Source organism: Arthrobacter woluwensis (genome assembly GCF_900105345.1).
Classification (GTDB): Bacteria; Actinomycetota; Actinomycetes; order Actinomycetales; family Micrococcaceae; genus Arthrobacter_E; species Arthrobacter_E woluwensis.
Map to the genome: position 1 here is coordinate 397,322 of NZ_FNSN01000003.1, position 23,024 is coordinate 420,345.

Consider the following 23,024-nt stretch of genomic DNA (forward strand, 5'->3'; position numbering starts at 1 on the left):
TGGACGCTCACTGGCCTACGGCGACCACTCTCAGCCGGCCGGTCAGATCTGTCCGTTTTGGAGGAGGAACGGATGGCTGAGCAGCGCTTTAGGCCCGGAATCGGCGTGATCTCGCGGAATCGTGCACCTTCATGGAGTCGTTACTGGGCCCACAGTTCGAGTCTGATCTCTGTCCCCTACGCCTTGCCGAATATGTCTGGAGGAGGCGGGCCCGGGTGAGAGAAATGGCGTTTCACGTGAAACGGGAGGCCTACTTCTATCCACAAGCCGCTGTGGATAACGTTACGATGATCCACATCACTCTCTTCCGGTACCTCGGGATGCCTGTGTACAGATCTGTGGATAAGTCCTGTGGAAACCTGAGGTGTGGTTCGCTGCCCTGAAGAGATCCGATCGGCCCAACCTCCTTCGGGACGGCTTTCGGTGGAGCCTCCGAACAGGTCCCTCGAAGTCTACTGGAAAGTTCGTCGATGGGCGCCGACCTGCACGAGATCAACCGACCTGATCCGAGGTGAACCGATCTGGGTCAAGCCATCAGAAAGGAACTGAAGGGGCCGTGACTGGTCGGAAGCGGACTGAGGCGTGTGGCCTGGATGTGGATGGCCTAGATTGCCCTGGGCCGTGGCGACGCGGAGCGGGTTGGGGTGGCCCGGCTGGTCTCGCCACGGTTCAATGTATCGGCAGCGAGTGCGTTGAGTTCATCGTGGGTCAGATCCTGAGAGAAGCCGCGTCTGGACCCCGTGGAGGCCGGTGGGGCGGAGGAACTGGAGGCTCGGTCAATCCCGGCTCAGCGCGCCTGTGGGTCCTGGGCTACGTAAGGACCCTCTGGCCCCGGTCGGCCATCGTGGCCGCGGTCCTGGGTTAGTGGAGAGTGTGGCCGGATTCCAATCCCCCGTGGCGCGCTCGTGAGGCTCTGCGCTTCGCCGATCGCCATGTGGGGCAGCGTTCTCCCGTTCGAAGTTCTCTTCGCTGCAGCCCAGACTTGAAGTATGACGGTGTGGCTACCCGCGCTAGGCGTAGCGTGGGGCGCAGTGGCGACAGTGGGTACTTCCGTGGCGCTGGAGGCAAGCATGTTCTGCCTCAGGGACCGTTGGTCACCTGCTGCTGGGTGGGCGGGCGATAGTGGAAATTCGATAGTTTGGGCCGTCTGTCAGGGATTGAAATTCGGAGCGGTGTGGCGATCACCTGGCCAAACTTCCGGTCTCACGGCGCTTCGTTTCGAACGTTCCCAACCTGGAAGACGGGCCGCATGGCGAACCGCTGGTCTGAGTGCTAAGCCAAGGCTGGTGGGCCGGGGCAGGGCCGACGTTCCTGTTTCACGTGAAACAAAGGATTGAAAGCCTGCACGCTGCTGGTCGCCTCTGGATGATCGTCCCCTGGCGGTTGGGGCGATGCCTAGGCATCGGAGATGTCACTCACCAGGCGCGGGTCTCAGGCTTGGCGGTGCGCCTGACGGTGAGGACCATCGAGCGCAAGAGAGGCGAGTCCTTGGTCCAGATCTCGTGTTTGGACGGCTTCACCTGCGCGATGTCTGGAAGCTGGAGCTGATGGGCGCTCGGACTTCTGTGGAACGGTTGGAGCCTTCGAGATTCTTCGGCGTGTGGGTACTCACTGACCGTTGTGGGCTGGTGGTGAGGTCGAGGCGCGGAGTCGACGGGCAGGATGTGAATGCCCGCGTTGGGATGCAGCTCCGACATGGCAAGGCTCGTCCCCGTGTGTTTCACGTGAAACTGTAGGTGGTCGCGACTGAGTGCCTGCTGGCGTCGTCGTGCGAAGGCTCTGGGGTTTTGGTCCCTCGTGGTGTTCCGTAGGGCGTCAGGAGGCGCAGAAGGCGCGAGGAGACCTGGAGGTGCGGTACGTCTCCCCGCCGGTTCTACGGCAGCCTGAGAGGCGCTCAGCGGCTGAAGATCCCCCATGGTTGCGCTTGCAGATGCGCCTTCCCCGGCACCCCAGTGGTCACCGTCGGTTGAGCATCTGAGACGAGTGTCGTTCAAGGACGCGCTGGACTATATCTGCCACCCAGACCCCTTGACACAGAGCGCGCGATGAGTGCGAGGCGACCCTCCGCTACAGATGGGTGCATCACGCCGTTCAGGGGCAGTCAGAGTGCTGTTCCGTGATCCGATGGACCCCCCAGTCGCCCTGGGGTGGGGCGTCCGGAGAACCAGCCAGCCAGGGCGCCGAGTGGGCTGGGCCGGTCTCTCCGCCATGTCGGAATGGTGACGGTCGGAATGATCGGATGGTGACCGGGCGGAGCCTTCGCGCCGCGCCTCGGACGAGAGGATGCCGTTAGGCTGCGCGATGGCCGGTGGGGCGCCCGACGGATACTGCAGGATTCTTCTCCTGACCTGGCCGAGCTCGAGGCGCAGTGGGTCGTGCGACAGTCGGTAGGTTTCCCATGGAAAACCTTGCGAACTAGGGAGACAGGCCCACTCCGGCCGAGGTCGTGGGGAGCGCCTTTCGCACCCCGATCAACCTTCGAGGATTCCATAGGGAACTGCGGAAAGGCGCTGCTGGCTGGTCGCGTTCCGGCGTGTGCCTGGCGGAAAGACGCCAGGCGTCAGGCGATGGTGCTTGCGTGCTCGGCTTCTTCCCGGTGCTGGTCGGCGGGATGGACTCCAACTTCCGGGAACTGCTGGCCCTGTGATTCCCGCTCGGGTCGATCTACGCGCTCATCATCCTGTTCCGCCTCAGCCGGGAGACCCGCGCCATGCCGCCGGCATCCCGGGCAGTTCCGACCACCGCCGAGTCTGCTGGGTAGGTCCAGCTGGAGTTTGGCCGAATGAGAGACTCCGCATTTCAGGGCACAACACGATCCCTCGCCGCTCCCCTTGCGGCGCTGAAGTTCAGGTTGAGAAGAAAGCTCTCACAGTTGATGAGAAAGCCGATACAGAGAGTCGACAAGTGCCTCAAGTCCTGCGACCGGCAACCGATCGTCGCGGCGGGCGGCCGGCGGATGTCCCGTCGGAACGTGCCGTCAACACTCCCTCTTCTTACACTCCTGTGCCGGCCCTGGAACCTGAGGTCGTTACGGCGGCTCTGACCATCGTGCGGCGCCACTGGTGTCCGATGGGTATCCTGTCCGTGGTGGTCCACGGTGGGGGCTCGTCTGTTGTTGTGACCGGTGGTGTGCCAGTCTGGACCATTGTGGGGAGCCGCGCCTCACCGGGCTCCCGAGGTGAGGCACTGGGCCGCCGTAGGGCCGTCGAGAGTTCATCCGGTCATACCACGGCCAGGGCTGCGTGCTGCCGATCCCTGGTCCGGGTTCATAAGACTCACTACCTTCAGAGAGGGCGCTGTCTCTTGTGAACCTGAAGCGAGGAAGCCTCTGGATGGCGCTTCGCTGTGTTCGGCCAGATGGTGGTACCACCGGTGTTGTCGCCGCGCTTGATGCGTGGAGGAAAAACCCCTCCCCTTCTGGTGCCTCACGCGCTGCGCCTGGGTGTCGCCGTCGTCGTCTCGAGGGTGGGTTCGATGCCTCGCGGACTGGATTGTTCTCAAACCCGTAAGGGTTCACTTCGAACAATTTCTACGTTTCACGTGAAACACCGGGCAAACAGAAGGGGCCCGATGCTTGCGCATCGGGCCCTTCCGAGCGGCTGGTCACCGCGAGGAGATTGTTCAGCCGAGAACGTCGGCGAATTCCTTCTCGAAGTACTGCTTCGGGTAAGCACCGGTCACAGTGTTCTTCACCTCGCCACCCTGGAACAGGTACACGGCGGGGATGGAAGTGATTCCGTACTTGGAAGCGACGGCGGGGTTGTCGTCGACGTTCACCTTCACGACCTCGACCTTGTCAGAGTTCTCCTCTGCGATCTGGTCCAGGATCGGGCTCAGCCGGCGGCAGGGACCGCACCATTCCGCCCAGAAATCAACGATCACGGGCTTTTCAGCCTGGAGAACGTCGTTCTCAAAGCTTGCGTCGGTAACGTCCTTGGCGTTGCTCATGGTTTCCTTCTTTCTTCGGAATACTCAGTGGTTCTGGAGATAGTGCTCGACGTCGATGGCGGCGACACAACCGGAAGCCGCGGCGGTGATCGCCTGGCGGTACTTCGGGTCGATCACGTCGCCGGCGGCGAAGACGCCCGGAAGGCTGGTCTTCGACGTGCGGCCGTCCACGGCGATGGTCCCGTCAGCGGTCAGATCAAGGATTCCCTTGAAGAGGTCGGTGCGCGGGTCGTTACCGATGGCGACGAAGAGACCGGTGACCGGAAGCTCCTCCTCGACGTCGGTCACGAGATTGCGGAGCCGGATGCCGGTCACCTTGTCCTCGCCGAGGACGTCGACGACTTCGCTGTCCCACACGAAGTCGATCTTCTCGTGGGTCAGAGCGCGGTCGGCCATGATCTTCGAAGCGCGGAGTTCCTTCCGGCGGTGCACCACCGTGACCTTGGAAGCGAACTTGGTCAGGAACAGGGCCTCCTCCATCGCAGAGTCGCCACCGCCGATGACGGCGATGTTCTGATCCTTGAAGAAGAAACCGTCACAGGTTGCGCACCAGCTGACGCCGTGTCCGGAGAGACGCTTCTCGTTCTCGAGGCCGAGCTCGCGGTAGGCGGATCCGGTGGACACGATCACGGTGCGGGCACGGTGCGTTTCGCCATTGCCGAGCGTCACGGACTTCAGATCACCCTCGAGATCCACGGAGACGACATCCTCATACTCCACCTGAGCACCGAAGCGGCTGGCCTGCTGCTCCAGGTTGTCCATGAGGTCGGGGCCCTGAATGCCCTCCGGGAAGCCCGGGAAGTTCTCCACCTCGGTGGTGTTCATCAGCTCGCCTCCGGCGGTCACCGAGCCGGCGAACACGATCGGGTTGAGCTTGGCGCGCGCCGTGTAGATGGCAGCGGTGTACCCGGCGGGACCGGACCCGATGATGATGACGTCGTGGACCTCAGGGGCCGTGGTTTCTTGCGTGCTCACGTGGGTGGAATCCTCTTCCTCGCTCAAGCCAAACGAATGCGGCAGAGGGCACAACGGAACGGAGCGCTGAACTATTCCGTCAAAGAAGTGGCCCCAGGCCTCTTCACAGAGTACCTGGGGCCAGTCGACTACTGAATTTTGATTTCCGCCAGCCTCAGGCCGTACGGGAACTGTGTCCGCGGGGCCGCCAGCCGGGGCAGTGCCGTGATGTCCATGATCACGTACTGCGTCGTGATGTCGCCGCCCACGGCCATGGTCAGGTTCGGGCCCGTGAAGGTGTTGCTGGCCACCTGCTTGGCCCCGTCAAGACTGGGCTTGTCGTTGGTGTACATCGTGACCGAGCCGCCGGATCCTCCGAGCTGGGTCAGCGTGATCGACTTGACCTGCGCGGGCTGCTTGAGCTTCACCACGAGGGGGATGCTCTTGACCAGGCCGCCCCAGTTCTCCGAGCCGAACTCCATGTTCGACCAGTACGTCGCATTGTTACCGTCGATCGCCTTCGGCAGGTCCTTGTCGAAGCCGGCGGCGAAGTCGAAATCGCCTAGGCGCGTCAGTGAGTCGATCGCCGGCGGAGCGGCGACCGGTGCGGTGCTCGGAGGCGGCTGCGAACCGGGGTTCGTCGCGGTCGGCGCCGTCGTCGTGGTGGTCTTGTCCGCTGACGGCGCCCCGCCGTTGAAGAGGTTTCCGAGATTGGTCACGGCGAAGATCAGGGCGGCGATCAGCACGACGACCAGCACGCCGCCGACGATCCAGCGAGTGCTGCGGTTCTCCGGTGCGGGTGCGTCCTCGTCGTCGTCCGTCTCGGTCTCGAAGCCGAGCATCTGACCTCGCGCGGCAGCCGGGAAATGCCCGGCTTCGCGGCGGTCGCGGTCAGTGGAGGCTGCGGGCTGCTGAAGGAAGGCCGCGGTTTCGGGCGCCGGGGCCGGTTCGGCCTCGCGGTGGTCCTCGTCATTCCAGACCGTCACCTTGGGCTGCTCGGGCGCCGCAGGCTGTTCAGTGGCGGAGGACTCCTGGGCACGCGTCACCGGCTCGGTGGCGGGGGACGCCGGGGCCGCAGGAGCGGGGCGTGCCGGCTCGGCCGGGACCTGAGTTCCGGGAGCGGTCCGCGTCGCTTCGTCCTCGGGGGTCCAGCCCTGTTCCGAGTCGTAGTGGATGACCTCGCCGGAGGTCTCGTCATAGCGCCCACCGTACGTCTCCGGCTCGCGGGAACGCTCCTCCCCGAAGATCTCGCTGCCAAGAGTCTCGGTGAAGAACGGCTCCACGTAGGGCGCATCCGTGGCGACCAGCAGGTCGAGCAGATCCGGAGCGCTCGAATGGCTGGTGATCAGGTACGTCAGACCGTCGCTGACGCCGAGATCCAGCACCTGCATGGCCCCGGGGCGTTCACCGGTGGCGACCTCACGGGCGCTCTGCGAGAGCTGCTCCGCGTTCTGCTCGCTGGCCACCAGTATGCTGACCGGGCGGTTCAGGACCTGGTCCACACCGTCCAGCACCTGATCGCGGTCATGGGAGAGCAACACCGAGCCTGTGACCTTGTAGCGGCCACCCAGGACGGATCCTGCCTCGATCTGCTGGGACATCACAACCTCCTCAGGCCCCGGGAAGACACGGGGTGTTTCGAGTTTCGATCCTATCGGAGGTCAGATGGGAAGTGGGGATTCTCCCCGGACCGGCCCTGGTATGTGTGACGACCGAGCTGCGCCTGCTGTGCAGGAGGCGCCCAGAGCCAGTCACGGAACACCGCCAGCAGGCTCCTCCGTCCCTCGGCTCGCACCGCCGGCTCCTCCTCGCCGTAGTGCGGGGTGGAGGGATGTGCGCCGCGTGCGGGCTGAGAGAGGCCCTCCCCCACGTCCTCGGCACTCGGCGCCGCGCGGAAGCCCTCGGAATCGAATCCGCCGGAGATCCTCGGGAGCAGGCCGGTGTCCATCGAGACGGCCGGGAGCGCGCCGGTGGCGGGCTCTTCGCGGGACTCGCGGTGAGCCTGCTCGGCCCGCGCGGAGGGGGCCGACGACGGCGCGGCGGCCGGCGTCGTCGTGCCCTCGGCGCCGGCGGGGCGGATGAAGCGGGCCAGCAGCGGGCGGAGCAGGTCGCGGAGCTCTTCGACGTGGAAGACCCGCAGGAGCACGACGTAGACGCCGAGCATGACCGGTGCGGCCACACAGATGGACAGCAGCGCGGCCGCCTGGTTGTGCCAGAGGAAGCCGTCGGCGCGGTAGGCGCCGAACAGCCACAGGACCACCCCGCCGGCGATGGCGGAGCCGATGCCCGCGTAGCCCATGCGGATGTAGGAGTTGATGATGCGGGGGCCGTCCAGATGGCCCAGGACCCGCCGCAGGAAGAACGCGCTGATCACGACGGAAAGGATGTTGCCCACGGAGTAGAGGCCGGCGATGGCGTAGATGATCATCCCGGCCGGCAGGAACTGGATGGCGAAGGCGCCGGCCAGGTTCAGCACGGCCAGTGCCAGCTGCACGTAGAACGGGGTCCGAGCATCCTCGCGGGAGTAGAACACCCTGGTCATCATGAAGTTGATGCTCAGGCAGGGGCTGGTCAGCGCCAGGATGGAGAGTGTGATCGCCAGCAGCGCGCCGTCCTGCGGTTTGCCGGCCGAGAAGAACATGCCGATCGGCGCTGCCAGCACCAGGAGGGCGATGGCGCTGAACACGATCGCCACGGCACTTGTGCGCAGGCCGTTGGAGAGCGCCGCGCGGAGGCCGCGCACGTCGTTGTCCAAGGAGGCCTTGGCCATGCGGTTGAAGAGGACCGTGGCGAGGGACACCGAGATGATCGAGTGCGGCAGGAAGTAGAGCTGGCTGGCGATCTCGAGCACCGCGTTACCGGCGATGGGCGGCGAGCCCGCCGGGGCGTCGGCCCGCACGGCACCGGGGATCGTGGCGATCTTCATGACGTACAGGAACGCGAGCTGGCTGACCACCGTGGTCAGCAGGGCCCACGAGCCCACCTTGGCCGCCGCGCCGAGGCCGACGCCGCGCCAGCCGAAACGGGGCCGCAGACCCAGATTGAGGCGGCGGAGCGGGATGAACAGCAGGGCGGTCTGCACCAGGACGCCGAGCGTGGAGAAGCCTGCCACCAGGATGGTCTGCCCCGTGCCCCAGTTGTCCAGCGTGTGCGGGTTGGCGGCGCTGGCGCCGAAGATGGCCACGAAGAGGCCGAGACCGGCGATCGCCACCAGGTTGTTGACGATCGGGGCCCACATGGCCGGTGCGAAGGAGCCGTGGGCGTTGAGGACCTGCGTGAGCATCGCGTACAGCCCGTAGAAGAAGATCTGAGGCAGGCAGTACACGGCGAACGTGACGGCCAGGCTCATCTGTGGCGGACCGTAACCCGAGGTGGTCACCTGGATCAGCAAGGGCGCGCACAGCGTGACCAGCGCCGTCAGGGTGAACATGACGATCACGGCCAGGGTCATGAGGCGGCTGATGTAGTCCGCCCCGCTGTCCGGTGCGCGGCTCGCCTTGAGGATCTGGGGCACCAGCACGGCGTTGAAGACGCCGCCCGCCACCAGCACGAACACCATGTTCGGCAGGTTGTTGGCGTTGATGAAGGTGTCCGTGACCGAGGAGCCCAGGCCGAGTGCCACGATCAGCAGCCACGACTTCACGAAGCCGAGGATCCTCGAGATCAGGGTGCCCGCCGCCATCAAGGCGCTGGCGCGTGAATCGCTGGCGCGGGAGGCTGCGGAGGTCGGGGAGTTCAGGGCCGCATCGGCCTTCTTCGCGTGAGACATCCCCAGTATCGTCTCACTCCTGGCCGCTCCAATGCCTGAGGCACGGGCAGGGACGGCCCGTCAGACGGCCTTTCGGGCGGCCGTCAGGAGGGCAGGTGGCCCGGCAGGAGTTCCCGCGCGAGGTCGGCGATCCGCCGCTCATTGGGGAAGGAGAGGCGGCGCGCCAGATCGGCCAGAGGCACCCACGCGACGTCGACCGCCTCGTGGTCCGGGTCGTTCTCGATGGTGAGCTCGCCGCCGGTGGCTTCGAGGAGATAGTGGTGCACCGTCTTGTGGACGCGGTGGCTGGTCACGGTGAACCAGTAGTCGATGCTGCCCAGGGGCGTGAGGATGCTCCCCTCGATCCCCGTCTCCTCGGCGATCTCCCGGACCGCGGCGGCCTCATTGCTCTCGGAGCCTTCGGGATGGCCCTTCGGCAGGCACCACTCCAGGCGGCCTCCGCGGTTGATGCGGGCGATGATGGCCACGGGCAGCTGGGGCGAGGTGGTGTCCACGACGACGCCGCCGGCCGAGACCTCTTCGACGGTGGGTAGAGGAGTGGTGAAGTTCTGGTTTGCTGGCGCAATGTGGGCACCGATCGCCGAGGGCAGGGGGGCGTTGTTCCTCCTGTTCGGAGCGCTCGGTACTGGATTGGCCATGCCCATAACTCTATCGACCTTTCGGTGGCCTGAGGACCGGTCCGTGTCCTGGCGCGGGCTGACGCGGCCCGGGGCGGCATTGGGGACTGATGCCGGAAACGTGACAAGCTTGGACCACTATGGTGAGTGAATTTCAGGGTGGCACGGCCGACTCGGTCGGTTTCCACCTGGACCCCGTGATTCTGGAACTGGGCCAGCTCTTTGCGGATGCAGGACATGACCTTTCCCTGGTCGGCGGACCGGTACGCGATCTGTTCCTGGGCCGGGACGCCCTGGACCTCGATTTCACCACCGACGCGACCCCGGACCGGACCCTGGCGCTCATCAAGCCGTGGGCGGACACGCATTGGGAGATCGGCAAGGCCTTCGGCACCATCGGCCTGCGCAAGGCCGGCTTCCAGATCGAGATCACCACGTACCGGGCCGAGTCGTACGACCCGGAGTCGCGGAAGCCTGTCGTCGCGTTCGGGACCTCGCTGGAAGACGATCTCTTCCGGCGTGATTTCACCATCAACGCGATGGCCCTCCGCTTGCCCGGCCGCCAGCTCGTGGATCCTTTCGGCGGGCTGAAGGATCTGCGCGCCGGCATTCTCGCCACCCCGGGCACGGCCGAGGCCTCGTTCTCCGATGATCCGCTGCGCATGATGCGCGCCGCGCGGTTCGCCTCGCAGCTGGACGTGGGCGTCAGCGACGACGTCAGGGCCGCCATGACGGACATGGCGGACCGGATCTCGATCATCTCCGCCGAACGGGTCCGGGACGAGCTGGTGAAGCTCATCAACGGCGCCCGGCCGCGGGTGGGCATCGACCTCCTGGTGGAGACCGGTCTGGCGGACCGGGTGCTGCCCGAGGTGTCCGCGCTCCGTCTCGAAGCCGACGAGCACCACCGCCACAAGGACGTCTACCAGCACTCGCTGCAGGTGCTGGAGCAGGCGGCGGACCTCGAAACGGACAACGACGGCGCGGTGCCGGGTCCGGACTTCGTGCTGCGGTTCGCGGCGCTCATGCATGACATCGGCAAGCCGGCCACGCGCCGCTTCGAAGAGGGCGGCGCGGTGAGTTTCCGTCACCACGACGTGGTGGGCGCCAAGCTCGTGTCCAAGCGCATGAAGGCGCTCCGCTTCGACAACGACACCATCAAGGCCGTGGCCCGCCTGGTGGAGCTGCACATGCGCTTCTACGGCTACGGCGACGCCGGCTGGACCGATTCCGCGGTCCGCCGGTACATCACCGATGCCGGCCCGCACCTGGAACGACTGCACCGCCTGACCCGCTCGGATGTGACCACCCGGAACCGCAGGAAGGCTGAGCGCCTGGCGTTCGCCTACGACGATCTCGAGCAGCGCATCGCCGAGCTGCGGGAACGCGAAGCGCTCGACGCGGTCCGTCCGGATCTTGACGGCCAGCAGATCATGCAGCTCCTGGATCTCCGCCCCGGCCCCGTGGTGGGCCGCGCCTACAAGCACCTCCTCGAGCTGAGGATGGAGCACGGCCCTCTCGATCCCGAGCGGGCCGAGGAGGAGCTGCGCGCCTGGTGGGCGCAGCAGCCCGAATCCCAGGCGTCACCGGAGGGCGCCGCCACGGAGCGGACGGCGGCTGATCAGCCGGCCGGCGATCGCGCTGAATCCGACCCCCCAGCCGTTGATCACCCCACGCAGCAGGCCGCCGTCGACGGCCGTCAGAACTGAAGGACTGCCATGAACGCCTCCCCGAACACGGATCTCCCCCAGCTGTGGCTCCTGCGCCACGGAGAGACCGAATGGTCCAAGAGCGGCCAGTACACCGGTCTGACCGACCTGCCGCTCACCGAGGAGGGTGAACGGCAGGCGCTCCGCGCCGGTGGAGTGCTGAAGGGCGTGGAGTTCCGTGAGGTGTTCACCTCTCCTCTGCAGCGGGCTCGTCGCACGGCCGAGCTGGCCGGATTCCCGGACGCTCAGCTCGAGCCGGACGCGGTGGAGTGGAACTACGGGGACTATGAGGGCGTCAACTCCGCGGACGTGCGCGCCAAGAACCCCGGCTACCTGATCTGGACCGACGGCGTGCCGAACGGCGAGACGATCGACGAGGTGGCGGAGCGTGCCGACCGGATCGTCGAGCGTGTCCGCTCCGGTGGCGCCGGCGACGTGCTCTTGGTCGCCCACGGCCACTTCTGCCGCATCCTGGCCGCTCGCTGGCTGGAACTCGATCCCGTCGAAGGACGGCACTTCCTGCTGGGCACGGCGCGCGTGTGCACGCTCGGCTGGGACAAGAAGACGCCGGCCGTGGTGTCCTGGGGTCTCTGAGCGCCCTTCCGGCGCTGCGGACCATCTCCGGCCCAGCCTTCGACGACGCCCTCGGCACTTCCGCCGGGGGCGTTCTCCGTTTCCCGTCGTCAGGCTCCGGGTCCCCGGGAATTCCCCTCCGGGAGGCATCGGATTACGGACCGACGGGTATCCCGGAAAAGAATTTAAGAAAATTTTCAGGAAAGTGCCGTTCCGGGCTGGCGAAGCCTGAAAACTTCCTGTACGTTGTTTATTGTTCCCTTCACAGCGAGGGAGCGAAACCCGGTCAGTGCCCTCTGGCATCGCTTCGTGCGACCACTGCGTGCCGGACCGGGATGGTAACTATCGGCGTCAAGAGAAAAGGAGGTTGCGACATGAATATCACCAAGATCACCGCACTGTACACGGATGCGCACATGGTTGGCGGAGTGGCAGCCTCCCGTACTTGGCTCCGGCGCGCAGCGTAGTTCTGCGTCCGGTTCCCGCCAGGTTGCGGGAACCGCTTCTCATGGCAGCGTAGTCCTGCCACTCCGCCTGCGGGCACTCTCACACTGATGCACCCCGGTTCTCCATGAATTCCGGTATGCCCATCAGTGCACCCTGAATTCTTTATGGATTTCTTTTATGGAATTCCCATGCCCTGGGCACTGAATTCTTTCCCGGCATTTCACTGTTGATTCACCGCGCCCGAAAACAGAGGAAATCATGATCATCGTCGCTTTTGACGACCCCATTCCCGCATCGCCGAGACACATGAAGCGTGTCAGCGAGGCATCGTCCAGGTCCCGGAGCCCCGAGCCCCGCGACAAGAACCCGCACCACACGAAGGGGGGTGTGCCCTCATGAGGAAGTTTCCCAAAGAATCCCTGGTCTTCCAGCAGCAGAACCGGTTCAGCAACCAGGAGATCAGCAGCCGGACCCTGGAGCAGACCCGTGATGACGTGTTCGTCCAGATCCACCTGATGAACACGCTGCGCTAGCCGTACTGACAGACGGCTCGACGTGGCGACCACACATCGCGGCGCCTTCAGACGCACAGGCGCCGCAGCACCGGCGAAGCCCCGGGTGAAGCAGACACCCGGGGCTTCCGTGTGTCCGGGGCCCGGCCGGATCGCCCCGGTGCGTTCAGGCGTGGCCCTGTCAGGCCCCGCACCTCCGGGCGTGTCTCCGTCATGCCCCGCTCCGTCATGCCCGGTGCAGGACGCATCCTGGCCGGTAGGCTCGTGACATGGCAGGACATGGCGCTCCCAGGACCCGGATGCGGCTGGTGGTCCCCTCCCGGACGGACTCGCTGCTGAGCCGCTTCACAGAACTGGTGGGCGGCCCTCTCGGACGGAGGACGGCGCCGGGGGTGGTCTCCCCCGGCTTCTTCACCGTCGACCGCGTCCTCGTGCTGCTCACGGTCGTGTCCGCGCTTCTCGCAGTGGGCATCAAGTCCGTCTGCCGCGTCCAGGGCTGGGGCGGCGCCGGGGCCTACTACGGCACCTGCTATTCGGACTTCCCCACGCTCCTCGGCGGTCCGGCCTTCGCCGGCGGGTCCCTCCCGGTCTTCATCCAGGATGTCCGCTTCGAGTACCCGGTGCTGCTCGGCGTCGTCGCGGCCGTGACGGCTCTGGCCATCCCGGCGAGCGGGGACGGCGCGCAGCGCGCGCTCGGCTACTTCGACCTGAACTCCCTGCTGGTGGTGGGCCTCTGGATCGGCACGGTGCTGGTCATCGCCCGTCTGGCACGCCGGAGGAAGTGGGACGCCGCGATGGTCGCCCTGGCGCCCGGGATGATCACGTCGGGCTTCATCAACTGGGACGTGTGGGCGGTCTTCGCGCTCGCTCTCGCCCTGCTCTGCTTCGCCCGGGAACGCCCCGTCTGGGCAGGGGTCTGGATCGGTGTGGGCGCGTCCTTCAAGTTCTATCCGCTGCTCCTGCTGCTCGCGGTGCTGATCCTCGCCGTCCGGAGCGGGACGATGCGCGCTTTCGGACGGACGGCGCTGGGCACGGGCGCGGCACTGCTCGCGGTCAATCTGCCCTTCGCCCTGCTCAACCCCGGGGCCTTCCGGTACTTCTTCGACTTCGCGTTCTCCCGCGGGGCCGGTTTCTCCTCCCTCTGGGAGTCCTGGAACCTCGTGGCCGCCCGGCTGGGGCAGCCCGCCCTGAGCGCCGCTCAGGTGAACGTGGCTGCGGTGGTGTCGTTCGCCGTCGTCGCACTGGCGATCACCGTTCTGGCGCTCTCGGTCCCGCAGCGTCCACGGCTGGCGCAGATCCTGTTCCTGCTGGTGGCCGCGTTCGTCCTGTGCAACAAGGTCTATTCGCCGCAGTTCGTGGTCTGGCTCATCCCGCTGGCCATGCTCGCCCGCCCCGTGTGGCGGGACTTCCTGATCTGGCAGGCGGCCGAGGTGGTGCACTGGGCCGCCATCTGGATGTACCTCGGCGCCGGCGCCAGTGGAAGCGGGCCGCAGCACAACATCGACGTCCCGTACTATGTCTGTGCCGTGCTTCTGCACATGGCCGCCACCTTCTATCTGATGGTCCGGGTCGTGTGGGACATGGTGAATCCGGACGACGACGTCGTGCGCGCCGGCGGCGTCGACGACCCCCAGGGCGGCGTCTTCGACCTCCGTCCGGACCGGCTGAGGCTCGAGCCTCGCCGTCTTCGCGCGTCACTCCGCAGGACCCCACGCGCACCCGCAGCACCACCGCACACTCCGCACTCGTGAAACCCGCACCCGTGCCAGCAGAACCGCACACTGTAGAACCGCAGACAGCAGATCTCCCGAAGGAAGAGGCCGAGGCTCAGCCGTGAACATCCAGCTCCGACGCGCAACCATCATGACCTTCGTGGTCTTCGGCATCAACGGACTCGTCTTCGCCAGCTGGGCGTCACGCATCCCGGCCGTCGCCGCGACCCTGCAGCTCTCCCCCGGCGAGATCGGCGGCCTGCTGCTCTGCATGGCGGTCGGCTCACTTGTGGCGCTGCCCAGCGCGGGATGGTGCGTGAATCGGATCGGCGTCGCGAACACCATCCGGGTGGCCAGCGTGTTCTGCGCCCTCGCGGTCTCCGGGGTCGCCACGGGTCTCGCGCTGCACTCCGTGCCGGTCACGGGAGGCAGCCTCGTGCTGATCGGCGTGGGGATCGGGCTGTGGGACGTCGCGCAGAACATCGAGGGCGCCGACGTCGAACACCAGCTGGGGCGCACCATCATGCCGCAGTTCCACGCGGCGTTCAGCGGCGGCGCGTTCGTGGGGGCGCTGCTCGGAGCGGGTCTCTCCGCCGCGGGCATCGGGCTCCCGGCGCACATGGTGGGCATCGCGGTCCTCGTCCTGGTGATGGGTCTCGCGGCGCCGCGGTTCTTCCTGCCGCACGCGCCGGAGGACAAGGACGAAGCGCCCGCGGGCGGACGGATGTTCGCCTGGAAGGAGCTGCGCACCCTGCTCATCGGCGTGGTCGTCATGGGCGCCACTCTGAGCGAGGGCGCCGGGAACGACTGGATCGCCAAGGGCACCGTGGACGGCCTGCACCAGAGCGAATCCACCGGCGCGCTCGTCTTCGCGGTGTTCGTGGCCGGCATGACCGTGTTCCGTGTGCTCGGCGCGGGGCTGATCGACCGCTTCGGACGCGTGGCGGTGCTGCGCGGCAGCATGCTCGCGGCCGCCGCGGGTCTGGCGCTCTTCTGCTGGAGCGGCACCCTGTGGCTCGCGATCCTGGGGGCGCTCCTGTGGGGCGCGGGCGCCGCGCTGACGTTCCCCATGGGCATGTCCGCCGCCGCGGACGACCCGCGCCTCGCCGCGGCCCGTGTCTCCGTGGTGTCCACGGTGGGCTACGTGGCGTTCCTGGCGGGGCCGCCCGTGCTGGGCTTCCTGGCCGACCACCTCGGTGTCCGCAACGCACTGTTGTTCATCGGGATCCCGATCGTGCTCGCCGCAGTCCTGGCGTCGGCCGCCAAGCCGCTCAGCGTCGAACGTACGCCCCGCTGACCGCAGGGGGTCCACCTGAGGGCGTAGCGGCGTCGTCGGGAATCATCCGCCGGACAGAGGCACGCCGCGACCCCACTGGATAGCCTGGATGGAGGGCAACCCGCCGGCCGAACCCGGCGGGAGCCGACACCGATCGCATCATCGAAAAGCGAGGACCAGGCATGATCCAAGCACAAGGCTTGCGCAAGCAGTACGGACCCAAGACCGCTGTTTCCGGCATCAGCTTCACCGTCCAGCCCGGCAGGGTCACGGGCTTCCTGGGCCCGAATGGCGCCGGGAAGTCCACCACCATGCGCATGATCATGGGGCTGGACAAGCCGACCGCCGGGCACGTGACCGTGAACGGCAAGCCGTTCGCCCAGCACAAGGCGCCGCTGCGGGAGGTGGGCGCGCTCCTGGACGCCAAGGCCGTGCACACCGGCCGGAGTGCCTACAACCACCTCCGGGCCATGGCCGCCACTCATGACATCCCGCTGAGCCGGGTGCACGAGGTGATGGCCATGACCGGCCTGACCGAGGTGGCCAAGAAGCGTGCCGGCGGGTTCTCGCTGGGCATGGGCCAGCGGCTCGGCATCGCCAATGCGCTCCTGGGCGACCCCCAGACACTCATCCTGGACGAGCCCGTCAACGGCCTCGACCCCGAAGGCGTGCACTGGGTCAGGAACCTGGTCCGCTACCTCGCCGGGCAGGGCAAGACGGTCTTCCTGTCCTCCCACCTCATGAGCGAAATGGCTCAGACGGCGGACCACCTCCTGGTGATCGGGCGCGGCCAGATCCTGGCCGACATGTCCGTCCAGGAGCTGATCGCCGGCGTCCAGCAGAAGAAGGCCCTGGTCCGCACGCCGCAGTCGGCCGACCTCGCCGCGGCTCTCGCCGCACCGGGCGTGTCGGTCAGTCAGTCCGCCCCGGAGACCCTCGAAGTCTCCGGCCTGGACACTCGGGACATCGCCCGCGCGGCGCTGGAGCGTCAGATCCTGCTGTACGAGCTGACGCCGCAGGAGGCCTCCCTCGAGCAGGCGTACTTCGAATTGACGCGCGGGGCCGCCGAATACCAGTCCGACTTCAGCATGGCCAACGCCACTCATGCTCACGCCGCGGCGGCCGGTCCCGCTGACGGCCAGGGCTTCGGAAACTAGGGGACAGTGATGAGCACACAGACTTTGAACACGACGCAGACGGCCCCCGCCCAGGGCGCCACCACCGGCAATTGGAGCTTCCTCGGTCTGCTGCGCAGCGAATGGATCAAGTTCTGGAGCCTCCGCTCCACCATCTGGCTGCTGGCGTGCACCACGGTCGCCGCCGTCGGGATCGGCACGCTGTCGGCCTGGGTACGCCACACCTTCTTCCAGCAGATGATCGACATGGCGACTGAGCACGGGGCGAAGCCCACCGCGACGGAACTGCAGGCGAACCTGCCGGCGGGATCCGGTTTCGAACTCTACAACCTGCCCAACGCCGGCCTCCAGATCGCCGTCCTGGTCCTCGGATCCCTCGCGGTGCTGTTCCTGTCCAGCGAATTCGCCACCGGCATGATCCGCTCCACAATGTCCGCCACCCCCAAGCGGCTGCCCGTGTTCGCCGCCAAGGCCATCATCCTGGCCGTGATCGGGTACGTGCTGGCCACGGTGACGGGCGTGATCACGTTCCTCATCTCCCTGGCGATCTTCTCGGACATGCCCGAATTCAATCTCGGCTGGGACACCGACGGCGTGCTGCAGGGCGTCTTCACGGGTGGCCTGTACGTGGCCGCCGTGGCCATCATCGGTCTCTCCCTCGCCGCGCTCCTGAAGAGCTCGGCCGGCGGTGTGACGGTGCTCGTGGCGCTCCTGTTCGTCCTGGACTTCGCGGGGACTTTCCTGCAGCTTGTCCCGGGTGAGTTCTGGAAGTACGTCCCGCAGTACCTCCCGAGCCAGGCCGGTGGACGGTTCCTCGCCATCGGGCACGTCGACGGCATGCTCGATCCGGGCATCGCGGGCCTCGTCCTGCTCGGCTGGGTCCTCCTGCTGGCCATCCCCGCGCTCGTCGTCCTGAAGAAACGGGACGTCTGAGCACGTGACCCGCTCCAAGGACTCCTCCGCGGCGCCGTCCCCCTCGGGGACGGCGCCTGCGCCGCTTTCACTGGCGGAGATCAACGCCCGCCACCGCGGAGCGGTCCGCCGGTACTTCGCGGCCCATCCGAAGGTGATGGACGCCGTCGTGGTGGTCTCTTATCTGCTGCTCTCCCTGGCGACGGCCATCGGCAACACCGCCCGGGGGACGTGGCTGGCCCCCGTCGCGGTCCTGGGCATCGCGACGGCGCTGTGCTTCCGGCGGAAGACGCCGCTGGTGGTCTTCGGCGTGGTCATGGTGCTGGAGTTCGTCCTGGCCATGACGGACCTCTGGGCCTCGAATCTGAGTGCCGGGCTGTGGTTCGCGCTCTATGCGGTGGGGGTCGCGTACCGCCGTCGTGTCGCGGTCATCGCCTTGCTGATCGGTCCTGCTCCCCTGGTCTGGCGCTACGTTTTCGGGACGAGCGCCGAACAGTACGCGGAGGCGTTCACCACCGGCGGCCCCGAAGTCAGTGACATCGCCTTGCGCCTCTCGGTGGTGCTCACCACGTACCTGAGCTGCGTGATCGCGGTCGGGTTCGGCATCGCCGTCCGCCAGCGGCGGCAGTATGAAGCCGCGATCGCGTCCTGGGCGGAGCAGTCGACGCAGTGGGGCCGTTCGGCCGAGCGCAGCCGGATCGCGCGGGAGATGCACGATGTGGTCGCGCATTCGCTGACGGTCATGGTGTCCCTGGCGGACGGCGCGTCGACGGTGTTGAAGAGGGATCCGGAGCGGGCCGCGGAGGTGCTCACCGAACTCTCCCGGACCGGGCGCGCTGCCCTGGCGGACACGCGACGGGTTCTCGGCGTCCTCCGCGAGGAGGACGGCACGGCACCCTTGACCCCTCTCAACGGGGACAACGATCTCGAACGGATGGTCACCGGGTTCCGCACGGCGGGGCTGCCGCTGACCTTCACCTTCACGGGCCCGGGCCTTCCCGAGGACACCACCCTGCGGCTCTCTGTGCACCGCATCGTGCAGGAGGCGCTGACCAACGTCCTGCGGTACGGCAAAGGGCTCTCTCGAGTCGACGCCGTGGTGGAGCACACGCCGGGCGTCGTGCACATCCGCGTGCAGAACGACGGCGTGGGGTCGGCGTACGCGGCAGGCGCCGCCAGTGCTCTCGGCAGCGGGCAGGGCATTCCGGGGATGCGTGCCCGCGCGGGCATGTACGGTGGCACTGTGCAGGCGTCAGCGCTGCCGGCCGGAGGCTGGCTGGTCACCGCGGAACTGCACTATGACAAGGGGGTTGCAGGCGATGCCTGAGCTGGTGAATGAGACGGGCGGGACCGTGGACGGGCCGGTGCGATTGCTGCTGGTGGACGACCAGCCGCTGCTGCGTGTGGGTTTCCGTCTCGTGCTCGAAGGCGATGAGAACCTGGTCGTGGTCGGCGAGGCTTCGAACGGCGCGGAAGCGGTGCGGCAGGTTTCCGCCCTGACGCCCCACGTGGTCCTCATGGACGTCAGGATGCCCGGCATGGACGGGATCGAGGCGACCCGCTTGATCGCCGCGGCGCACCCGGAGACCAGGGTGATCATCCTGACGACCTTCGACCTGGACGAATACGCCTTCGCAGGGCTGCAGGCCGGCGCCTCCGCGTTCCTTCTCAAGGACGTGGCTCCCGAAGAGCTCATCCACGCGGTCCACGTCGTGGCGAGCGGCGACGCCGTGGTGGCGCCCCGGGTGACCCAGCGGCTGCTCGAGACCTACGTGCGCGGCGCCGGGCGGGGGCATGGCGACGGTCAGGCGCCTCCCCGGGATCCCATGCTGGAGGAACTCACGCCGCGGGAGACCGAAGTCCTCCTCGCGATGGCCGAGGGCCTCACGAACGGGGAGATCGCACTGAAGTTCTTCCTCTCCGAGGCGACCGTGAAGACGCATGTGCGCCGCATCCTGGCCAAGCTCCATTTACGGGACCGGGTGCAGGCCGTCGTGTACGCGTACGAGACCGGTCTCGTGGTCCCGAGCAACCCGGACTACTGAGCACGGCCGTCGAACCTGACCACGGAGTCTGACCACGGAGCCGTATGCCGGGCCGTCCGTCGGTCCGGACGGCTCGTTCCGTGTTCACCGGTGGGCGGTTCGGTGTGTGGCGGGTCGTCGGCCCCGGATGCGCCGTGGCAGGGGGCTAGCCTTGAACCATGTCTTCACCTGCCACCGCATACGAACACATCCAGGACCTGGGCGCCTACGTCAGCGCCTCGCCGTCGAGCTTCCACGCCGCGCACGAAGCGGCAGCCCGGCTCGACGAGGCCGGCTTCACCGCCCTCGACGAGCGGGAGCCCTGGGAGGGTGGTCCGGGCGCGTTCTACATCATCCGGGACGGGGCGCTCATCGCCTGGGTCACTCCGGACGGCGCCGGGCCCACCACGCCGTTCAACATCCTGGGCGCGCATACGGACTCGCCGTCCTTCAAGCTGAAGCCCCGCCCCACCACGGGACGTTTCGGGTGGCTTCAGGCAGGCGTCGAGGTGTACGGCGGCCCGCTCCTGAACTCCTGGCTGGATCGTGAGCTCCGTCTGGCGGGGCGCCTGGTCCTGCGCGACGGCAGCGAGCACCTCACGGCGACCGGTCCCGTGCTCCGCTTCCCTCAGCTGGCCATCCACCTGGACCGCGCTGTCAACGAGGGCCTCACCCTGGACAAGCAGCACCACATGAACCCCGTCTTCGGCCTGGGCGATCCGCTGCAGGAGGACCTCCTCGCGGTGCTGGCCGCGAGCGTGCCGGAGGGCGGGGTGGATCCTGCGGAGATCGGCGGGTACGACGTCGTCGTGGCGGACACGCAGCAGCCGACGGTGTTCGGGGCGAAGGACGAGTTCTTCGCCTCCGGTCGCCTGGACAACCTCTCGGCGACGCACGCGGGTCTCGTGGCCCTGATCCGGCATGCCGCCTCGGGCGTGCCCGCAGGTGGTCCGATCGCGGTCCTGGCGGCCTTCGACCACGAGGAGATCGGGTCCGGCTCACGCTCCGGCGCCTGCGGTCCGATCCTCGAGGACATCCTGACCCGGATCTCGGACGGGCTCGGCGCCACGGTGAGTCAGCGGCGGCAGGCCCTGGCGGCGTCGTTCTGCGTGTCCGCCGACGCCGGCCACGCCGTGCACCCCAACTACCCCGAGCGGCACGACCCCGCCAACCGCCCCGTCCTCAACGGCGGCCCGCTGCTCAAGATCAACGCCAATCAGCGGTATGCCACGGACGCCACGGGGGCGGCGTTCTGGGCGAGGCTCTGCGCGGACGCGGGCGTGCCGTACCAGGAATTCGTCTCCAACAACGACGTCCCCTGCGGCTCCACGATCGGCCCGCTGACCGCCACCCGCCTGGGCATCCGGACCGTGGACGTGGGCGTCGCGCTGCTGTCGATGCACTCGGCCCGCGAGCTGTGCGGTGTCGAGGACCCGTTCCGGCTGGCGAAGGCAACGGAGCTGTTCTTCCGGACGGCGGTCTGAGACTTCTTGCCGAAACGCCGGTGGCCCCACGGAGATCCGTGAGGCCACCGGCGTTTCAGGGTGCGTGTCAGGACGCCATGCTGACCACCAGGTTGATGGTGCTGGCCAGGACCACCGTGCCGAAGAGGTAGGAGAGCAGCGAGTGCTTGAGCGCCTCCTTGCGGATGGCGGTGGTCTCCAGGTTGGTGTCTGAGACCTGGTAGGTCATGCCGAGGCTCGTGCCCAGGTAGGCGAAGTCGGTGTACTGCGGGGGTTCGTCCTGGTTGAAGGCGATGCCTCCCTCTTTCTCCCCGCCGTAGTACATCTCCGCGTAGCGAAGGGTGAAGAGGGTCTGGATGAGCATCCAGGACAGGGCGACCGTCACGAAACCGAGCGCGGCATTCGACAGCCGCTCGGAGGAGTCCCCCTGGTGCGAGGAGATCACCAGGATCGCGACGGCGACGATCGCCGCGAGGTTGGCGCTCAGGATCAGCGCCTCCGTCACGCCACGGGAGGGATCCTCCGACGTCGCATGGTCGCGCGTCTGCGCGGCGTTGAGCCGGATGGTCCGGGAGAGCACCCAGCCCACATAGGAGGCCGCGGCCGCGGCCCAGCCCGCGGCCGGAGCCTGGACCGGGTGCCCCGTGAGAAGGACGATCACAGCCGTGGTCACCCCGACGATCAGCATGATGAAGAAGCGCAGGCGTGCCCGGTGGACCGGTTTCTTGGTGGTCATGACCCAAGGCTAACCGTCGGTCCACAGCACCTTCTGTCGCAGCGATCCACATACGGACGCCTCCTCTGTCCTCCTGCGGAGACGCCGAATAGGCTTGAAGCGTGAAATGCACTAAGATTGTGAAGTCTGTGTTGCGCCTTGCCCTCAATCGGAGGGTCGGGCCACCGACAGTCGCAATGAACCTCCTGTTACGGAGAGACCGTAACCGTTCAGCCCAAAGGAGGTGGGTTCACATATGCGTCCTTATGAGTTGATGGTGATCTTCGACCCCGAGGTCGAAGACCGCGCCGTTGAGCCGTCGCTGCAGAAGTTCCTGAATGTCATCACCACCGACGGTGGAACCGTCGACAACGTTGACATCTGGGGCCGTCGCCGTCTGGCCTACGAAATCAAGAAGAAGTCTGAAGGTATCTACGCAGTGGTCAACTTCACCGCTGCTCCCGCTACCGCTCAGGAACTGGACCGCCAGCTCGGCCTCAACGAGACCGTTCTGCGCACCAAGATCATCCGTCCGGAAGACCAGAAGGTTTCCGCAGAGTAATTCTGCGTGACTTCGGTCCTCCACATTTCTCGCAGGAACCCCAAGGAGGAAGCAGATGGCAGGCGAAACCCCAATCACCGTTATTGGCAATCTGACCAACGACCCCGAACTGCGTTTCACGCCGTCCGGTTCGGCCGTTGCGAACTTCACCATTGCTTCCACCCCGCGGACCTTTGACCGCCAGTCGAATGAATGGAAGGACGGGGAGACCCTGTTCCTTCGCGCTTCGATCTGGCGTGAGGCTGCCGAGAACGTCGCAGAATCCCTGACCAAGGGCATGCGCGTGATCGTCAGCGGCCGTTTGAAGAGCCGCACCTACGAGACCAAGGAAGGCGAGAAGCGCACCGTCATGGAGCTCGAGGTCGACGAGATCGGCCCGAGCCTCCGGTACGCCAACGCGAAGGTCAACCGCAACCAGCGCTCCGGCGGTCAGGGTGGCGGTGGCTGGAACGGCGGCCAGTCCGGCAACGGCGGCGACTCCTGGGGCAACCAGGGTGGTGGCTCTCCGGCCCCCTCCGGTGGAAACCAGGGTGGCAACTGGGGCGGCAACAACCGTCCTCAGCAGCGTCCGGCCTCCCAGCCGCAGGACGACCCGTGGGCGACCCCGGGTGTGTCCGATGGCTGGGGCAACGGCCCGGACTCCGAACCGCCTTTCTAAACCACAACATTCACCATCCCGTGGATCACTCCACGGG

The 23,024-nt window shown here is 66.9% G+C and carries 18 protein-coding genes; 12 read left to right on the top strand and 6 right to left on the bottom strand.

Translation table 11 applies throughout. From position 1 onward, the window contains the following. Nucleotides 1–3,621: 3,621 nt before the first annotated feature. The 5 genes from trxA to BLV63_RS02450 form a co-directional block, all read right to left on the bottom strand. Nucleotides 3,622–3,948 (bottom strand): thioredoxin, encoded by a 327-nt coding sequence (trxA, locus tag BLV63_RS02430; protein ID WP_066213587.1) that lies wholly within the window; start codon nt 3,946–3,948, stop codon nt 3,622–3,624. Nucleotides 3,949–3,972: 24 nt separating this feature from the next. Beyond that, nucleotides 3,973–4,923 (bottom strand): thioredoxin-disulfide reductase, encoded by a 951-nt coding sequence (trxB, locus tag BLV63_RS02435; RefSeq protein ID WP_066213590.1) that lies wholly within the window; start codon nt 4,921–4,923, stop codon nt 3,973–3,975. 128 nt (nt 4,924–5,051) lie between these two features. After that, a complete protein-coding gene (locus BLV63_RS02440) occupies nt 5,052–6,503 on the bottom strand; it encodes a discoidin/SUN/FTP domain-containing protein (protein WP_066213592.1) in 1,452 nt (483 codons plus the stop codon). A 50-nt stretch (nt 6,504–6,553) separates the two neighbouring features. After that, a complete protein-coding gene (gene murJ, locus BLV63_RS02445; RefSeq protein ID WP_066213594.1) occupies nt 6,554–8,671 on the bottom strand; it encodes a murein biosynthesis integral membrane protein MurJ in 2,118 nt (705 codons plus the stop codon). 83 nt (nt 8,672–8,754) lie between these two features. Then, nucleotides 8,755–9,261 (bottom strand): NUDIX hydrolase, encoded by a 507-nt coding sequence (locus tag BLV63_RS02450; RefSeq protein WP_066214124.1) that lies wholly within the window; start codon nt 9,259–9,261, stop codon nt 8,755–8,757. 170 nt (nt 9,262–9,431) lie between these two features. Here BLV63_RS02450 and BLV63_RS02455 point away from each other — a divergent pair, with 170 nt between their 5' ends. The 10 genes from BLV63_RS02455 (at nt 9,432) to BLV63_RS02495 (ending at nt 21,073) form a co-directional block, all read left to right on the top strand. Continuing rightward, nucleotides 9,432–10,997 carry a CCA tRNA nucleotidyltransferase gene (locus BLV63_RS02455; protein ID WP_254780439.1) on the top strand — a complete coding sequence of 522 codons (1,566 nt, stop codon included), beginning with the start codon at nt 9,432–9,434 and terminating at the stop codon, nt 10,995–10,997. Nucleotides 10,998–11,006: 9 nt separating this feature from the next. After that, nucleotides 11,007–11,591 carry a histidine phosphatase family protein gene (locus BLV63_RS02460; RefSeq protein WP_066213597.1) on the top strand — a complete coding sequence of 195 codons (585 nt, stop codon included), beginning with the start codon at nt 11,007–11,009 and terminating at the stop codon, nt 11,589–11,591. 821 nt (nt 11,592–12,412) lie between these two features. Next, entirely contained in the window at nt 12,413–12,550 is a 138-nt protein-coding gene (locus BLV63_RS18590; RefSeq protein ID WP_157412729.1) for a hypothetical protein, read from the top strand. Nucleotides 12,551–12,798: 248 nt separating this feature from the next. Continuing rightward, nucleotides 12,799–14,280, top strand: coding sequence for a glycosyltransferase family 87 protein (locus BLV63_RS02465; RefSeq protein WP_139244627.1), 1,482 nt, complete (start codon nt 12,799–12,801; stop codon nt 14,278–14,280). Between the two features lie 82 nt (nt 14,281–14,362). After that, on the top strand, nt 14,363–15,538 hold the full coding sequence (locus tag BLV63_RS02470) for an MFS transporter (RefSeq protein WP_367888712.1): 1,176 nt from the start codon (nt 14,363–14,365) through the stop codon (nt 15,536–15,538). Nucleotides 15,539–15,699: 161 nt separating this feature from the next. After that, nucleotides 15,700–16,674, top strand: a complete 975-nt coding sequence (locus tag BLV63_RS02475) for an ABC transporter ATP-binding protein (RefSeq protein WP_066213600.1) — start codon at nt 15,700–15,702, stop codon at nt 16,672–16,674. Between the two features lie 9 nt (nt 16,675–16,683). Then, the gene (locus tag BLV63_RS02480; RefSeq protein ID WP_066213603.1) at nt 16,684–17,586 is read left to right on the top strand and encodes an ABC transporter permease; all 903 of its coding nucleotides are present in this window, start codon (nt 16,684–16,686) and stop codon (nt 17,584–17,586) included. Between the two features lie 4 nt (nt 17,587–17,590). Further along, complete coding sequence (locus tag BLV63_RS02485) at nt 17,591–18,892, top strand: sensor histidine kinase (RefSeq protein WP_254780441.1); 1,302 nt, start codon at nt 17,591–17,593, stop codon at nt 18,890–18,892. Further along, nucleotides 18,885–19,610 (top strand): response regulator, encoded by a 726-nt coding sequence (locus tag BLV63_RS02490; protein ID WP_066213606.1) that lies wholly within the window; start codon nt 18,885–18,887, stop codon nt 19,608–19,610. The genes BLV63_RS02485 and BLV63_RS02490 overlap by 8 nt, the downstream gene beginning before the upstream one ends. 158 nt (nt 19,611–19,768) lie before the next feature. Further along, nucleotides 19,769–21,073 (top strand): M18 family aminopeptidase, encoded by a 1,305-nt coding sequence (locus BLV63_RS02495; protein ID WP_066213608.1) that lies wholly within the window; start codon nt 19,769–19,771, stop codon nt 21,071–21,073. A 67-nt stretch (nt 21,074–21,140) separates the two neighbouring features. Here the strand turns inward: BLV63_RS02495 and BLV63_RS02500 are convergent, their stop codons facing one another. Beyond that, nucleotides 21,141–21,788: a DUF1345 domain-containing protein gene (locus BLV63_RS02500; protein WP_066213611.1), complete on the bottom strand. Its 648-nt coding sequence runs from the start codon at nt 21,786–21,788 to the stop codon at nt 21,141–21,143. A gap of 235 nt (nt 21,789–22,023) precedes the next feature. On the opposite strand from BLV63_RS02500, the gene rpsF reads away from it, so the two are divergent. Both rpsF and BLV63_RS02510 read left to right on the top strand, forming a co-directional pair. After that, a complete protein-coding gene (gene rpsF / locus BLV63_RS02505) occupies nt 22,024–22,329 on the top strand; it encodes a 30S ribosomal protein S6 (RefSeq protein ID WP_066213614.1) in 306 nt (101 codons plus the stop codon). A 55-nt stretch (nt 22,330–22,384) separates the two neighbouring features. Next, complete coding sequence (locus BLV63_RS02510; RefSeq protein ID WP_066213617.1) at nt 22,385–22,987, top strand: single-stranded DNA-binding protein; 603 nt, start codon at nt 22,385–22,387, stop codon at nt 22,985–22,987. Nucleotides 22,988–23,024 lie beyond the last annotated feature (37 nt).